Raw genomic sequence first — 14824 nt, 5'->3', positions numbered from 1 at the left:
TGCTACGGTTCGCGCGCGCTGGGGCGTCAAACGCGGTGATGCTGCCCACCCACACCGGCTGACGTCCCTGGCATCGACACCCGGCTCACCTTGTTGCTGAAGCCTCCCCGGATACCGCCACCAGCGCACAGTACATGATGTGCATATCTTGCAGTGTATGCAACATTTGCTGCTGGTGTTTCAGATCACTTTGTGAAAATGCTGTTCACCAGCGCGGCGGCGCGCTCAACATAGGGCATCGGCGTGTCGGCGGTTTCATTTGCCTCGCCGCTGGCCCACTTCTCGATGCCGGACCGTACCGCCGTCAGCGCCAGCGCAGAGATCAGCGCCGCCATCTCGTCGTCGGGCTTCATCGCCTGGCGACGCACGATGATGTCGGTCAACTGCTTTTGAAACCGCTCCAAGTCGGCGAGGAACGCCGCCAACACGGCGGGAGAGGTCTTGGCGAGTTCGAGCATGTGGGCCGCGTGTTCGCGTTGCGGGGGCACGTCGCGGAGGTGGTGGGCGGCCAGGGTGATCAGCTCCGCCAGCACTACCGAGTACGGGGCGGGCCCGGCGGCCACGAAATCGGCCACCAGCTCGGGAGGAATGTCCGAGGGGCCGTAGGCGAGGGCGGACTCTTTGTTGGGGAAGTAGTTGAAGAACGTGCGCGTGGCGATCCCGGCTTCGGCGCAGATCTCGTCGACGGTGACCTTGTCGAATCCGCGTTTCAGCGTCAGGCGCACCGCGGCGTCGCGGATGTCGGCGCTCGTCTGGCGGCGACGGCGCTCTCGTAGCCCTACGGGATTGGCCATACCCATATAGTTGCACGTTGTGCACACTTTGCAGTCAAAAGGTACCGCGTTCGAGGTCGAGGGCCGCTGTGCGCCATGCGCCTCAGCAAATTTTGGCTGATCCCCCGCGGGACTATGGCGGTGTGCATGTTGAAACCATGCCCGGAGATAAACCACTCTTGCACAACGTGATTCGATTACACGCGGCGAACGATGCGCTGGTTGATGGCGGTCATCCGCTGGGCGCAAGCGCACGCCGCAAATAGTCGCATTGACTTTCGAAGAACCTGCTCGATATCGGCGCCTTGTCGGCGATTTGATCGAACGCATGGAACGCGCCCGGAACGATTTCCTCCTGCACCGGCACGCCCGCCTCACGCAGGCGTCGCGCGTACTCCAGGTTCTCCTGATAGAAGAGGTCCAGCGTGCCGACCCCGATCCAGGCGGGCGGCAAGCCCGACAAATCCGTTCGCCGACCCGGTGCCGCCTCTTCGGGATCGGCCCCGTTGAGGTACCACTGCCAGGCGAGTTGATTGTCGGATTCGCTCCACATGATGCGCCTCGGGCCGTCGCGCTTGGCGCCGGTGCGATCGTCGAGCATCGGATAGACCAGCATTTGGAAGGTGATTTGGACGTCGTTGCGGTCGTGCGCTCGCTGGGCGACCGCGGCCGCGAAATGCCCACCGGCACTGGCCCCGCCGATGGCGACCCGATCGGAATCAACCCACGGCTGGCGGGCCAGCCACAGCAGGGCTGCGTAACAATCTTCGACCGGTATCGGGTAGGGGTGTTCGGGAGCCAATCGGTGCTCTACCGCGGCAATCGCGAACCCGGTGCGGTCGGACAGCTTGCGCAGGTATTTATCGTCCTGGGCCGCGTGCCCCATGACGGTCGCGCCGCCGTGGATCCACAGCAGTGCGGGTGCGTGGTCGGGCATGCCGGCCGGGCGATGCAGACGGACGCTGACGTGCTCGTTAACGGCGGCGACCGGCACGGTGCGGAGCCGTCCCGCGTTGCCCATCATGTTCATGACTGCGCGCTGAAACTTCAGACCGCGGTGCAGGGCGTATCCGCGCGGTACGAATCGCGCCACCTTGCGAAGGCCGGGGTCTAAAACTTGTGGGGACGTGAAGGCGTTGTCGGGGAGCCTGTTTGCCATCGAGTGCCCTCTGTTCCCTTGCGCCGGCAGACATCGCTGACCATACAGGAACGGCATCAATGTCCATGAGCAGTCATTGCGACCCGCTGTGGTCATCGACTAGTGCGCGCACCGCGCGCTCGAACATGGTCTGCTTTATCGCCCCCAGGGTGCCTGAATCTTTGCCCTGCAGTGGGCGCACTACGTCGAGGGCCGTATCGGTGCCCGCGCCCTCGGAACAGGTGGCGTCGACGATGCCGAATTGTTCTGCCTCGGGGCCGCTGAAGCGTCGGCCCGTGGTCATCGAGGCGATGGCGGCGCGCGGCGTGAGTTTGGATTGGATGAGCGCGGCCATGCCGGGGTTGAACGGGATGCGGATGTCTACCTCCGGAAAGCAGAAGTACCCGCGGTCGGCGCGCATCACGCGATAGTCATGTGCGATGGCCAGCATCGCGCCGGCGCCGAACGCGTGACCCACCACGGCGGCCGCGGTGGGTAGGGGCAGGGTCAGCATGCGTGCGAGAAGCTGGTGCACGCGGCCGATGTACCACTGTCCCTGGTCCGTGTGAGCGCTCAGCCATTCCAGGTCCAGGCCGTTGGAGTAGAACTTTCCGCCGGCGGTTGTGATCAAACCCTGGGCGCCGTCTGAGATCGCTTGGCTGAGTGCATCATCGATGTCATGCAGAAACGTAGGGGAGAAACGGTTCTCGTCCTCGCCCAGGCGGACGATGGCGATTTTGTCGGCGTAGTCCAATGTCACTGCCATGTGATTCCTCTTCAGTTGCGCTTGTAGTTACGAAGGTTCGTCAATCGCGTCGCTGTCGCGGTGGAGGGGGCCCTACCGCCAGCACGGCGCGTACGGCCGCGTGCAGCTGCGCGCGTGCGGTGGCACTTCCAAGCCGGTCGCGGCGCAGCAGCAGCGCGGTGGGCAGATCGACGACGCAGCTGGTTATCGCGTCGACCGCCGCCGCGTCCTTGCGGCCCCAGACTGCGAAGGCAAGCCGCACCATCAACGCGACGAGAAGTTTGTCGAGACGTCGCAGCTCATCGCCAACATCGTCGGGAACGTCGTCGGCGAGCACTTCCTCGCGGCGCACGCGCAGCACGAGTGTTGATGAGCCGGGATACTGCTCGGTGAATACCACCGCTGCGTCGGCGGCGGCCACCACTGCCTCGATGGGGCCATCCGGGTTGTTACTGGCTAGTGCTTCCTCGACCAGCGAAGTCTGCAGTGCCAAAAATCGCTGGCCCGCCCGCAGCCAAGCCCGGCCCATCAGCCCACCCCGCGATGTAAAGGTGTGGTACACAGCGCCGTTGGACACACCCACCGCCGCGCTGATCGCTCGGATGGTCATCGCGGTTGGGCCCGATCGCACCACCAGGTCCTCAACGGCGTCGAGTACGGCGTCGGGATCATGCATGCGGGGGCGTGGCACGGGACCACTATACAGAGCGAGTGCTCTATTATTGGAGGCAATTCTATTTGTGGAATGCGCGAGCCTGACCTCTCGCCAAGTCGGTCTCCGGAAATAGCCGTTCGGGCCGTGGCTAGCATCGGATGTCCGGATGTCGATGTGGAGGGCAAAGCTTTGGCTGCGATACCCGTCATCGCGCTCACTGGCCATCTCGGAGCCGGGAAGACCACGCTGCTCAACCATCTGCTACGTCATCCCGGCACACGAATCGGCGTGATAATCAACGACTTCGGCGACATCAACATCGACGCCGCCCTGGTGGCCGGCCAGGTCGACGAGCCGGCCTCGATCGCTGGAGGCTGCATCTGCTGCCTGCCCGATGACGGCGGCTTTGATGACGCACTCATCAAGCTCGCCGACCCGGCTCGCCGCCTCGATGCCATTGTCGTCGAGGCCAGCGGCTTGGCCGACCCGGTGGCGATCGCACGGATCATCGGCTTCAGTGAAATCCGCGGGGTCCGGGCGGGCGGGCTTGTCGACGTCGTCGATGCCGTGAATCACTTCGACACCGTCGACTGCGGCACACTGCCGCCGGTGCGCTATGGCGCGGCGTCGCTGATTGTGGTCAACAAGCTGGACCAGGTACCTGAGAAGGAGCGGTCGGCTGTGGTCCAACGCGTCACACAGCGCGCGGCGCAACGTAACCCGCGGATACATGTGGTGGGAACAACGGCTGGCAGGATAGACCCAGAGCTGCTCTTCGACGCGGCAGCCACCTCCGGACAGCTTGGCCAACTCTCGTTTTTGGACCTGGCACCTGACCACGACCACGACCACGTCCATGCCGACGCCGTCACCGTCAGCAGCTCTGGTTGCGTCGACCCCGATGCCCTGCTCGACCTTCTCGAAGACCCCCCGCCACAGGTGTTCCGGCTGAAAGGCATTGTGGCCGTGCGGCACCGCACGACCGTGCACGACTATGTCGTCAACCTTGTCGGTGGCGCAATCCACATCCGGAAGGCGCCGCCGGGTGCCACGACCAACTGCCTAGTGGCGATCGGGATGCATCTCGACTCCCACACCGTTCGTGCACGACTCGACAACGCCCTGCAGCCGGCATCCGGGCCGGCGTCGGCGTCGGCATCACGGCGGTTACAGGTGTACCAGCGGATCAGCGCGTGAGGCGCGATCGGGCAAGATACGTCGGTGATGTCATCTTCGCTGGGCGACGTGCTCGCCACCTTGGAGCTCGAGAGGGTCGACCAGTGGCTCTTCGTCGGGCAGCAACTGCCTGCGCCCGCCAACCATATTCTCGGCGGGCATATCTCGGCTCAGGCTTTGTTGGCGGCCAGCCACACCGCGCCGGGTCGCGCACCGCACAGTGTCCATACTTACTTTCTTCGGCCTGGCGATTCGCGTCGGCCGGTTGACTTCGAGGTTGTTGACCTCCAAGAAGGCCGGACGTTTTCGGCGCGACGAGTCACGGCGCGCCAAGGCGGCAAGATCCTGATGGAAACGATGTCTTCGTTCAAAGTCGCCGATTCCGCACCCGCTCAGGTCGTCTACCAACCATCCATGCCCGGGGCTGCCAATCCAGAGTCCCTGCCGTGGGTTGCGCCGCACCTGGCGGAGTCCGACGAGAGCGCCCAAGGGCGATGGTCGAGCCTGCGCTGGTTCGAGCGCCGAATTATCGACACCCAGGACGCTCCACCCGCACGGGCGCTGATGTGGTGGCGGCCCGCAGGCGAGGTTCCCGATGATCCAGCGCTGACCGCCAGCCTGGTGGCCTACCTGTCGGCGGTGACGTTGACCGAGCCGGCATATGCCGCGCGCGGTGGTGTCGGGGCGTCAGCTCAGCGTGATCATTCGGTGTGGTTTCACGCGCCGGCGGCCTTATCGGATTGGCTTCTCTATGACCGGTCGTCACCGAGTAGCGCCGGTTCGCTGGCGCTGGCGGGCGGGTCGATGTTCAACCGCAACGGCGAACTGGTGTGCACGGTGAAACAGGAGATGTACTTCCCGCCGTGCATCACGTGAGACCGCATCCGCCATCACCGTCGTCGATAGCGTTTCGCTGCAACAACAGTCGTGACAGTGACGTATTACGGGCGATAGGCGGGAAGGGGGAGGGCAGTCCGCGGACCGGTTTGGTGGATGTAGCACCCGGAGGCTGGCTTCGTCGCTGAAGGGCTCAATCCGCAGTTGAAGGATTGTCGGGTGCCGCAGGCGCCTACGCGGAGTGTGACGAACCTCAACCAGCAGCAGTGACGTACGTCATAGCGCGATTGGCGTCGGTTAGGCAATCCTAACGTTTCGTTTGCGTAGCTAATGGCTGGGAGTGAGATGGCCGACCTCGACTTTGCTTATGATCTGACCCTCGACGAGGCGCGCAGGCGCAGCGCTGTGCTCGAAGCAATTGGTGACGACTGGGATCCCGTCGCCGTGCTCGCCGAGGAGCAGCAGGCCTACGACATGCTGTACTCGAACCTGGACGACGAGCAGCAGCGGGTCTACAACGAGTTGGTCCGCGCGGGCATACTGCCAGAGCGGACGACTGCTCATGTTTCCGATTGATCCGACTGCCGACCGCGGTCGCCGCGCGTGGCTGCCGTGCCCGTGCTGCGATCACGGCACCAAATGTGGTGATTGCCGGAGCAGCCGAAACTGCGACACGCACTGGCAGTATCTCTTGAGCAACCGGGGCACGCTGGTGCACCTGCAGTGCTCGGATTGCGGCTATCTCTGGTCGACCGACACGCATCGCCGCGCGCGCCCCATGCGGCGGGGACGCAAACCGAACTAACACCGGCCAACCTCATATCCCAATATGCCTGCGCTGCAGAGCTATTCATCACAGTGACGTATTGGCGGCGATGGGCCGCGGGGAGGGAATGGGGGGCCGGGGGGCCGATGCATACATTTGTCACCCCGGCCGCCTGCGTCATTGTCGTATGTCGTCTCGTCGTTATGGATCGTGACACTCGGCATGCTTGCTGAACGCCGGTCGGCGTGGGCGATGGCCTCGGCCGGCCGACGCGGAGCGCCGGAAGTGTGTGCGGCCCAAAGCTATTCGTCACTGTGACGTATTAGTGCCGGTGTCGCCGGGAAGGCAGAAGGGGTAAACGACGACTCGTTTGCACGCGCGCGGCGGTCCAATGGCGCGACGCTCGAATTTGTCACCCGATCGGCCTGGGTCGATAACGCGGTAATCCAGAACCATCGCTCTGTCGGGGCCTGTCGGCAGGCGAGGTCCCCCTGCAGGTGAGAACCAGGGACAGAGTGGCAAAGGCGCGCTGCGCGTCTGATGCGTTGATGCGATAGCATCAGGATATGCGAACGACACTGGACATCGATGACGACGTGGTCGTCGCGGCACGGGAACTCGCCGCCGGCGAGCGGCGGTCCTTGGGCGCGGTGATCTCCGAGTTGGCGCGCCGCGGCCTCACGCCGGCGCGCGTCGAGGCCACCGATGGGTTGCCGGTCATCCGTGTGCCGTCGGGCACGCCACCGATCACGCTGGAAACCGTCCGGCGTGCGCTCGACGAGGACTGACCACCGCCGATGGCGCTGCTCGACGTCAACGCGCTGGTCGCTTTGGCGTGGGACTCTCACATCCACCACGTGCGCATGCGCGAGTGGTTTGCCGCCAATGCGCCGCAGGGCTGGGCGACCTGCCCTATTACAGAAAGCGGGTTCGTTCGCGTGTCGACGAACCCAAAGGTGCTTCCGAGCCCTATCGGGATGGCCGACGCGCGGTATGTCCTTGCTTCCCTGCGCGGGGCCGATGGCCACCGGTTCCTATCCGACGACGTGTCACTCATTGACGACGACGTTCCAACCATCGTCGGTCACCGCCAAGTGACAGACGCACATCTGCTCACGCTCGCGCGCCGTAGGGGAGTTCGCCTCGTTACGTTCGACGCTGCCATTGTTTCCCTCGCCCAAGGGCGCGATGTGGAACTACTGACCACGCTTTGAGTATGGCCGGAGGTGTTCGTCACACCGGAGCGGCTCCGCAATCCGCTAGTGCACGAAAGACATTGCATAGCAGGAGAATCCCTTCGGTCCCCGCGTCCGCCCAAAGCGTCACTGTGACGTAATGGGGCAACCGGGGGCTCGCGAGGGAGAACTGTTCCGTGCACGTCAGAGATCCATTTCAATTGCCACAGATCGATGGGCTTGGGTTCACCCGGTCGAAAATGATGTTGCGCTCGGCGGCCAGCCAATTGCGGAACTTCGATCGAGGCGTTCAAGACTGCCATCGGCCCGCAACGTTTCACCTAGCCAATCGTCAACGGGTGCGAGCACTATCATCTGATGCGACTCGCAATAGGTTTCTACCGATAAGCGACATTATGTCAACTTTTAAGTACTGCATATTGCATCTCATGAATCATTACGGTCGCTCAACCCCTAAACTGCGACTACCCGCGGTCACTATCAGAGCTTCATCACTATTCGCAGCGCCGCATCGACGCGGCGCGCCTCGTCGATGCTGAGGTAACCGACACTTTCGCCCAGCCGGCTGGGGTCGACAGCTGCAGTTTGCTCGGCCAGCACTCGGGTGGCACGACCAGCGATCTCAATTTCGGGTCGGAAGCTCGCCGCGCGGGCCGCTGTCGATGTCGGTGCGACCAGCAGGGTTGATAACCGGAGTTCGTCGGACTGGACGACGACGGCATAGCGTGTGCCGGACTGTTCGTGGCCTCGGATATCGCGTGGGGCGCGAAGTCGGAAGATCTCACCACGCACGCAGTGTCTCCATATCGCGGAGTACCTGTGCCGCTTCTGCCCTATCGGCCCCATCCGCCGCAAGTGCCTCGGCTTCGGCGCGAATTGAGTCGGCGGCCTTTCGCCGTGCGGCGTCGATCAGTGCCGCTCGAACGGCAGCTGATACCGGAGTGCCATCACGCGTCAACACAGCTAACGCATTCGATGTGTCATCGTCGGACCTGAAAGTGATGGTGTCAGCCATACACTCCAGCGTACTACAAATTGTAAGACGCCGGTCTGGGCGCCTGCCCCGCCCGTGGAATACGGCGGAATCGAATATTCGGCTTTACCGGTACCGCATTTCGCAACAGATGAATCAATCGCTCCTCTCCGGCGGCCCCCGAGGCTTGCGATGTGCCGACTACCCGAGGGGTCGGACACTAGCCGGCGGGACCGATGCCCACCGAAACGGCCTCCCGCGCATAGGCTGCGGGCATTTGCGGGGGGTTTTCATCGGTGGATCGAGGCTTAGTCCGACGTGGGTCGCGCGGCGCGCACTGGACGGTTATTGCGAATCAGAACCGTTTCCGGGTTGACACGCTCCTCGACCGGCGGGGCGGCGTGTTCGGCTAGTTGGCGCCGGAATGCGTCAGTCAGTGTGTGGCTGATGGCGAGCAGTCGCACCTGGTCGTCGTCGGAGAGGTCGGCGAATGCTGCCGAGATGGTGCGCTGGTGCTGTTGCCATGCCTGGCTTTGACTGGCCCGGCCGGTTCCGGTGATCGCGATGATGGTGCTGCGTCTGTCGGTGGGATGGGCGTACCGCGCCACTAGTCCGTCCTCGACCAGGGCGTCCACCAGCACGGTGACCCGCCGCCCGGTCACCCCCAGCGCCGCGGCTATGCCCGACATGGTCAATCCGTCGGGGCTGCCTTCTAACGCCGTGAGCACTCGCAGCCGCGCGTAGCTCACCGCGTCATCGGGAACGCTGGCATGCACCCAGCGGATCCACGCCTGCCCCATCGCAGTAAAGCCTTCGGCCAGCGCAATCTGCCGGGCGTTTCGATCGGCTCTTGACATGCATTACTCCGCCGCTACATGATGTACGTGTACAGTATTCACTGTACCTGTACAAGGGTACCACGAGCGGGGTGCATGAAGATAGCCCTTCCGAACGACGACGAAGTCGCTTGTCTCACTGCAGCATTCGATACTCGGTGAGTGATCGAAAGTAGGAGCAATGACCGATATCAGCATCGAGACTCCCCACGGAAGCATCGACGCGGTACTGGAGATTCCAGACGGAGACGGCCCATGGCCCGGAGTCGTGGTCCTTCATGATGCGTTCGGCTTGCGTAAGCCTCACCGCGAGATTACCCGCCAGATCGCCGACCATGGGTTCCTGGCCGTCGCCCCCAACCTTTTCGCCCGCGGTGGGATGGTCCGTTGTATGCGAAGACTCTTCAAGGACCTGATGGCCTACGAGGGTGAGACTTTCGATGACATCGCGGCGGCTCACGAGCTGCTGTCGAGGCGACCCGATTGCACCCGTGCGGTCGGTATCGCGGGCTTTTGTATCAGCGGCGGCTTCGCGCTGGTGGCCTCGACAAAGGGCTTCGGAGCATCGGCGCCGTTCTATCCGCCACCGCTGCGCAGCAAGTACGCCGAAATCGTCGACGGCGGCTGTCCCGTCGTCGCCAGCTTCGGCCAGCGTGATCTAGCCAACCGGGGCAGCGGGAAAGTTCTTGAAGAAGTGTTGACCGAGAAGAACATTCCGCACGATGTGAAGACCTACGCCCATGCGGGGCACAGCTTCGCCGACCGCGCTCCCCTACAGCCGCTGGCACGTATCACCGGATTCGGTGAGAACAAGCAGGCCGCCGCCGACGCTTGGCAGCGGGTGTTCGCCTTCTTTGGGCAACACCTCCGATAACACAACATGCGTGGGATCGGCTCATAACCCTGAAAATGTCGACGCCGCACACCAGTTCCTCGACAAGTACCTGACGTCCGGCATCGGAAGACATCTAGCAATTCGAGCGGGAATACCGAGGATTGGAGTACGGCATGGCAACTGACGCAACGGCTGCGGGGATGATCTCCATCGCGGGGCGAACCGTTCCACGCATGGGCTTTGGTGCCATGCAGTTGCGGTCGGGTGAATCCTCGGCAGCTTTGGCTGTTTTACGTCGGTCGATTGAGCTTGGTGTCCGATTGATCGACACTGCGTGGTACTACGGCAAGGGAGTGGTCAACCAGTACATCGCCGACGCGTTGCGGCCCTATCCGGCGGACCTCGTGCTGGTGACCAAGGCAGGCGCCAGTACGACCCATGACGGCTTTCCGCCTAGGCCGGACTACCGCCCAGAGGAGCTGCGCATGGGCAACGACCGCGACCGGACCGTGCTCGGCCTGGACACCGTCCCGCTTACCCACCTGCGGTGGATGAGCGAGGAGGACACCTACGACGGCGTGACGTTCGACAGCGCGGTCGACACGATGCTGGCCATGCAGTCGGAGGGGCGGATCGAGCACGTCGGGCTTTCGAACGTCACGCTCGACCAACTGCGCCGAGCACACGCGCGTGGCCCCATCGCCAGCGTGTCGAACATGTACAGCTACGGCAACCAAACAGACTCGCCGACCCTGGACTTCTGTACAGACAACGGTATTCCTTACCTTGCGTGGGGCCCGCGCGGCTACGGTGCGACGGCTGCCCCTCCCGCCGATAGAGGGCTGACAGCCGAGCAGGCGCGGCTCGCGTGGCTTCTCGCTCGCTCTCCCGTCATGGTCGTGATCGCCGGCACCAGCAGTGTCAAGCACCTGGAAGAAAACATCGCCGGCGGGGCTTCGTCATGGGGATGAGGCTGCCGTCCATCTCCGCCTTCACGCACCCGTTGTCGACGATCCCCGCCGACCGCAACCAGAGCGAACTCGGCGCCGCGACGGGACTGTTCGACATCCATCGGCTCAGCTCGCATGTCGATGCAAAAGGCTGCCCCAGATGACTTCGTCACTCGGCTCCGGCGACCGGCGGGTCGCGATGGTGGCGGCCAATTTGGCCGCGCGGGCAGATGATGTGGCTCTCGTTCTGGGCGATGCGGTACTGCAAGCGGCCCGGGAGTCCCGCGACACGGTCGGCGAATTCCACCACCGGGTCGCTGACGTGTGCGCCGCGAACGTCCGGTCCATACTTCTGTCGCTGACAGCGAGCAATGAGTTCGATCCCACGCAGGCCGCCGCCGTCGGGGTCGCGCGGGCCCAGGCTGGGCAATCGCTGGCGGCGGCGATCGGCTCCGATCGTTTGGGCTTCCGCCGCTTGTGGGGTCTGCTCGCGAGCGAAGGTCGGTTCACCTCCGAGATCGGCCGGGAGGCACTGAGCAGCCTGACGGTGCAACTACACGGCGTGGAAGACCTCTACACCCGCGCGATGGTTGCCGGCTACCGCCGAGAGCAGACCCGTAAGCTGCTCGGTGAACCGTCGCATCGGTCGGTACTCCTGGATGAACTGCTGCAGGGACAGATACACGATCGATGGGCGATGTGGACTACCGCCAATCAACTGCGACTACCGGTGACGGGGCCGTACGTCATCGTCACCGCGGAGAATCCCGCGGTCGGCGTCGTGGGCCTGCCCGAAATTGAATCGAAGTTGCGCAGCCTCGACGTGTACTCGGCGTGGCAGGAGCTGCCCGACTTGCAGATCGGCATCGTGCACGTGTTCTCCGACCTCCTGCTCCGTCGGGCCCTTGCCTTGATATCGCGGCTGGCGGCCACCGGTATGCGGGTGGGAGTCAGCGACCGCTTCGACGACCTGCGCCACAGTGCGCGCGCCCTTCACGTCGCCAAGGTCACCATGCAGGGCCGCTCGGAACCGTCAGCGTCGGTGGCGGTGTTCGACGGCTCGTTGCTGGCGATCGCTGCCGTGAGTGAACCGGAAGTGATGGCCAGATCGGTCCGCTCCATCATTGAGCGATTCAGTGATCTTCCCGACGACGAGCGGGCCACCTTGTTTCGCACTTTTCGGGTATGGCAACACACCGAGGCGTCAGTGCGGGAGACCGCTGGGCTGCTCTCCTGCCATCCGAATACCGTGCGGCAGAGGCTGCGCCGTATCGAACACCGGACTGCGCGGTCACTGTCGCGCCCCCGCGATGTTGCCGAATTGTGCTTGGTCTTCGAGGTGTATGACCGCCTGATGTGACCAGCGGGGCCGGCCTAGGGCGATCCGCTGGCGTCGATCCAGGCCTGCTCATGGCCGGGCTCGGGAAGCACCCGCCCGCCTTCCACCGTGCCGCTGGCCGGGCTGCTCTGCATGACCACGAGCACACGCGGTGCCGGGATACCCGCGATCCGGCTGACTGCAGCGGCGATCTCAATTGCGAGCCGGGTGGTTTCCTCGGCGGAGTGGCCCTCGCGCACCCAGCCATTCACCAGCACCGGGTCCGCTGGGCGTCCGTCGGTGAACACCGAATCAGCCGCCAGTTCATGGAAGACGACGTTAACGTATGTGCTGGGCACCTGGTTGATGTCGGAATGGATACGCGCGATCTCGGTGGCCAGCGTCATCTTCGTGTCCTTCGACAGTGTGGATTGCGTTGTAGTGCAGGTGTAGACCGGCATCTCACTCCTACCGTCGGTGGAATTTCTGTCAGCCCAGATGAGCGGTCTCGGGCCGGGTCCGCACCACGATGACCGTCGGCCCGTCGACATCCAATGCCGCGGTGAATTCCGTGGCGAGCTTCTCCGTGGTGCCGACATCTACTGTGCGGCAACCGAAACCTGTGGCCAATGAACCAATATCCAGCCCAGGTAGGTCCAGGCCCGGTACGCCTGGTGTCTTTTCCAGCAGGGCAAAGGATTTCAGGATCGAGTACTCGCCGTTGCGCATCACCACGAAGACGATCGGCAGGCGATGCTGCGCTGCCGTCCACAGTGCCTGAACCGAATACTGGAACGAACCGTCGCCGATCGTGGCGACCACCGTACGCTTCACACCGCGGACGCGATCACCCAACGCGACGCCCACTGCCGCCGGGAGTCCCCAACCGATCCCACCGCTAGCCGTTGCGAAGAACGACCCAGGGCGGGTGGTCGGCAGCCATCGAAGTTGCTGCGCCATCGTCGATGTCGACTCGGTGACCAATACCGCGTCGGCGGGCTTGACGGCACTGAGTGCGGCGTACACCGTATCGGGCGCCAACGGACCGGATTCCCGGGTCGTCTCGGTGGCCCGCTGCTGCCGGGCGGGCAACGGCGCCACGGTCCGGGGGCTGTGGTCTGCGACCAACGAAAGCAGTTGCTGCAGAACCAGCTTCGCGTCCCCCATGATGCTGTCCCCCGTCGGTGCCGCGCCCGCCAGCCACGGGTCAGATGTGATCTGCACGAGATCGGTGCCTTCTGGGAGGTACTCCCCAGCCACGTACGGGTAGTAGCGGAAGGCCTGGCCGCCGATCACCACAGCCAGATCATGTCCACGCAGAACTTCGGTGACGCCGGCAATGGTCATCGCGAGTTGTCCGCGGAACAGTCGGTGGTCCTCAGGGAACGACGCGCGGTCCGGCAACGGGCTACCGTAAACCGGAGCCCCGAGTTTCTCGGCGAAGGCGACGCCGTCGTCCCACGCCCCCGCCCGATCGACCTCCGGGCCGAACACCAACACCGGGTTGCTCGCGGCATCAATCCGCGTCGCAAACTCGCGCAGCCGATCCAAATCCGGTGCCGTGCGCTGACTTACCGTTCGCACGACCGCAGGTCCCAGTGCCGGTTTCTCCCAGTCGTCAAGCGGGATCGATAGGAAGACCGGACCGGCCGGCGGTTGCAGCGCTGTCGCGTAGGCGCGCATGAACGCCGCGGGCACATCCTCGGCGCGCGTGGGCTGATATGCCCACTTCACCCATGGCAACGGCAGGAGTGTCTCATCGCGATTGGCGAGGTACGGGTCGCACAGCACCATTTCACGCGTCTGCTGGCCTGCGGTGACGATCAGTGGGGTGTTGGCCTTGTAGGCGGCAACCAGGCTGCCCATACCGTTGCCGGTGCCGGCGCCGGTGTGCAGATTCACCAGCGCGGGCCGTCCCGTCGACTGGGCGAATCCGTCGGCGATGGCCACCACTGAGGCTTCCTGCAGCGCCAGCACATAGGTGAAATCATCGGGAAAATTCGCCAAGAATGTCTGCTCGGTGGATCCGGGGTTACCGAATACCGTGGTCAGCCCCAGAGCACGGAACAGGTCGTAGGTGACGTCGTGTACCGTTCGCGTTCCGCTTGCCATGCCAGAGTCCTCCCGTCAAGTCGCTGCGCGTCACAGCGGCGTCCTGTCACCCTCTCGCCGTCTCGCGCCGGCGTCGATGTCCCCTGCGACACCGTCGGTGATGAGTTGATGTGCGCAGGTACAACCGTCATGGCGTCAGGACTACCGACCCGACCGTCTTACGGCCCTCCAGATCGCGATGGGCCTGCGCCGCGTCGGCCAGTGGATACTGGGCGCTCACCATCACCGTGATGACCCCTGACGCCACCAACTCGAACAATTGTCCGACCCGCCAAACGAATTCGTCGTGTGTGCGGATGAAATCGGGCCGCGACGGCCGGGCCAGGTACACCGAGCCGGCGGCGTTGAGCCGCTGGGGATCCACGGGCGGCACCGGTCCACTCGCCGCACCGAACAGCGCCAGCGTCCCGCGCACAGCCAGACTGGCCAAGCTGCCGTCAAAGGTGGTCCGACCGACGCCGTCATAGACCGCCGCTACTCCCACGCCTTCGGTGATTTCACGCACCTTCGCCCC

General features: G+C 64.1%; 18 protein-coding genes. 9 read left to right on the top strand and 9 right to left on the bottom strand.

The features are described from left to right. Positions 1–185: 185 nt before the first annotated feature. The 4 genes from VFW69_RS24170 to VFW69_RS24155 all read right to left on the bottom strand — a co-directional run bounded on the left by VFW69_RS24170 (position 186) and on the right by VFW69_RS24155 (position 3347). Positions 186–794: a TetR family transcriptional regulator gene (locus VFW69_RS24170; protein ID WP_526505408.1), complete on the bottom strand. Its 609-nt coding sequence runs from the start codon at positions 792–794 to the stop codon at positions 186–188. 211 nt (positions 795–1005) lie between these two features. After that, positions 1006–1932, bottom strand: coding sequence for an alpha/beta hydrolase (locus VFW69_RS24165; RefSeq protein ID WP_526505406.1), 927 nt, complete (start codon positions 1930–1932; stop codon positions 1006–1008). 73 nt (positions 1933–2005) lie between these two features. Beyond that, a complete protein-coding gene (locus VFW69_RS24160) occupies positions 2006–2677 on the bottom strand; it encodes an enoyl-CoA hydratase-related protein (RefSeq protein WP_526505404.1) in 672 nt (223 codons plus the stop codon). Positions 2678–2717: 40 nt separating this feature from the next. Continuing rightward, positions 2718–3347, bottom strand: a complete 630-nt coding sequence (locus tag VFW69_RS24155) for a TetR/AcrR family transcriptional regulator (RefSeq protein ID WP_526505402.1) — start codon at positions 3345–3347, stop codon at positions 2718–2720. Between the two features lie 153 nt (positions 3348–3500). Between VFW69_RS24155 and VFW69_RS24150 the strand changes: the two genes are divergently transcribed. The 5 genes from VFW69_RS24150 to VFW69_RS24130 all read left to right on the top strand — a co-directional run bounded on the left by VFW69_RS24150 (position 3501) and on the right by VFW69_RS24130 (position 7304). Then, positions 3501–4508, top strand: coding sequence for a CobW family GTP-binding protein (locus VFW69_RS24150; protein WP_526505475.1), 1008 nt, complete (start codon positions 3501–3503; stop codon positions 4506–4508). Positions 4509–4535: 27 nt separating this feature from the next. Further along, a complete protein-coding gene (locus VFW69_RS24145) occupies positions 4536–5363 on the top strand; it encodes an acyl-CoA thioesterase (RefSeq protein ID WP_526505473.1) in 828 nt (275 codons plus the stop codon). A gap of 306 nt (positions 5364–5669) precedes the next feature. Beyond that, positions 5670–5900: a DUF6400 family protein gene (locus VFW69_RS24140; RefSeq protein WP_526505400.1), complete on the top strand. Its 231-nt coding sequence runs from the start codon at positions 5670–5672 to the stop codon at positions 5898–5900. Between the two features lie 756 nt (positions 5901–6656). Beyond that, positions 6657–6878: an antitoxin gene (locus VFW69_RS24135; RefSeq protein ID WP_526505398.1), complete on the top strand. Its 222-nt coding sequence runs from the start codon at positions 6657–6659 to the stop codon at positions 6876–6878. A gap of 9 nt (positions 6879–6887) precedes the next feature. After that, entirely contained in the window at positions 6888–7304 is a 417-nt protein-coding gene (locus VFW69_RS24130) for a type II toxin-antitoxin system VapC family toxin (protein WP_526505396.1), read from the top strand. Between the two features lie 462 nt (positions 7305–7766). Here the strand turns inward: VFW69_RS24130 and VFW69_RS24125 are convergent, their stop codons facing one another. Continuing rightward, positions 7767–8078, bottom strand: a complete 312-nt coding sequence (locus tag VFW69_RS24125) for a type II toxin-antitoxin system PemK/MazF family toxin (RefSeq protein WP_526505394.1) — start codon at positions 8076–8078, stop codon at positions 7767–7769. A 489-nt stretch (positions 8079–8567) separates the two neighbouring features. Then, positions 8568–9116, bottom strand: coding sequence for a MarR family winged helix-turn-helix transcriptional regulator (locus tag VFW69_RS24120; protein WP_526505392.1), 549 nt, complete (start codon positions 9114–9116; stop codon positions 8568–8570). 160 nt (positions 9117–9276) lie between these two features. Between VFW69_RS24120 and VFW69_RS24115 the strand changes: the two genes are divergently transcribed. From VFW69_RS24115 to VFW69_RS24100, 4 genes are all read left to right on the top strand, one after another. Then, positions 9277–9969 (top strand): dienelactone hydrolase family protein, encoded by a 693-nt coding sequence (locus tag VFW69_RS24115; RefSeq protein WP_526505390.1) that lies wholly within the window; start codon positions 9277–9279, stop codon positions 9967–9969. Positions 9970–10103: 134 nt separating this feature from the next. Then, the gene (locus tag VFW69_RS24110) at positions 10104–10901 is read left to right on the top strand and encodes an aldo/keto reductase (RefSeq protein WP_526505388.1); all 798 of its coding nucleotides are present in this window, start codon (positions 10104–10106) and stop codon (positions 10899–10901) included. Next, positions 10898–11044 (top strand): hypothetical protein, encoded by a 147-nt coding sequence (locus VFW69_RS24105; protein WP_526505386.1) that lies wholly within the window; start codon positions 10898–10900, stop codon positions 11042–11044. Before VFW69_RS24110 ends, VFW69_RS24105 begins: the two co-directional genes overlap by 4 nt. Then, a complete protein-coding gene (locus tag VFW69_RS24100; RefSeq protein WP_526505384.1) occupies positions 11041–12240 on the top strand; it encodes a PucR family transcriptional regulator in 1200 nt (399 codons plus the stop codon). Before VFW69_RS24105 ends, VFW69_RS24100 begins: the two co-directional genes overlap by 4 nt. Positions 12241–12254: 14 nt before the next feature. Here VFW69_RS24100 and VFW69_RS24095 read toward each other — a convergent pair whose 3' ends face one another. The 3 genes from VFW69_RS24095 to VFW69_RS24085 all read right to left on the bottom strand — a co-directional run. Continuing rightward, the gene (locus VFW69_RS24095) at positions 12255–12659 is read right to left on the bottom strand and encodes a tautomerase family protein (protein ID WP_526505382.1); all 405 of its coding nucleotides are present in this window, start codon (positions 12657–12659) and stop codon (positions 12255–12257) included. Positions 12660–12687: 28 nt separating this feature from the next. After that, the gene (mdlC, locus tag VFW69_RS24090; RefSeq protein WP_526505380.1) at positions 12688–14310 is read right to left on the bottom strand and encodes a benzoylformate decarboxylase; all 1623 of its coding nucleotides are present in this window, start codon (positions 14308–14310) and stop codon (positions 12688–12690) included. Positions 14311–14437: 127 nt separating this feature from the next. Then, positions 14438–14824: zinc-binding dehydrogenase (locus tag VFW69_RS24085; protein ID WP_526505378.1), on the bottom strand; the 387-nt coding region annotated here is incomplete at its 5' end.

Source organism: Mycobacterium sp. (assembly GCF_036273375.1).
In the GTDB taxonomy this organism is placed as follows: Bacteria; Actinomycetota; Actinomycetes; order Mycobacteriales; family Mycobacteriaceae; genus Mycobacterium.
Note: the sequence above shows the minus strand (reverse complement) of the source record. Positions and strands in the feature narration are given on the sequence as shown.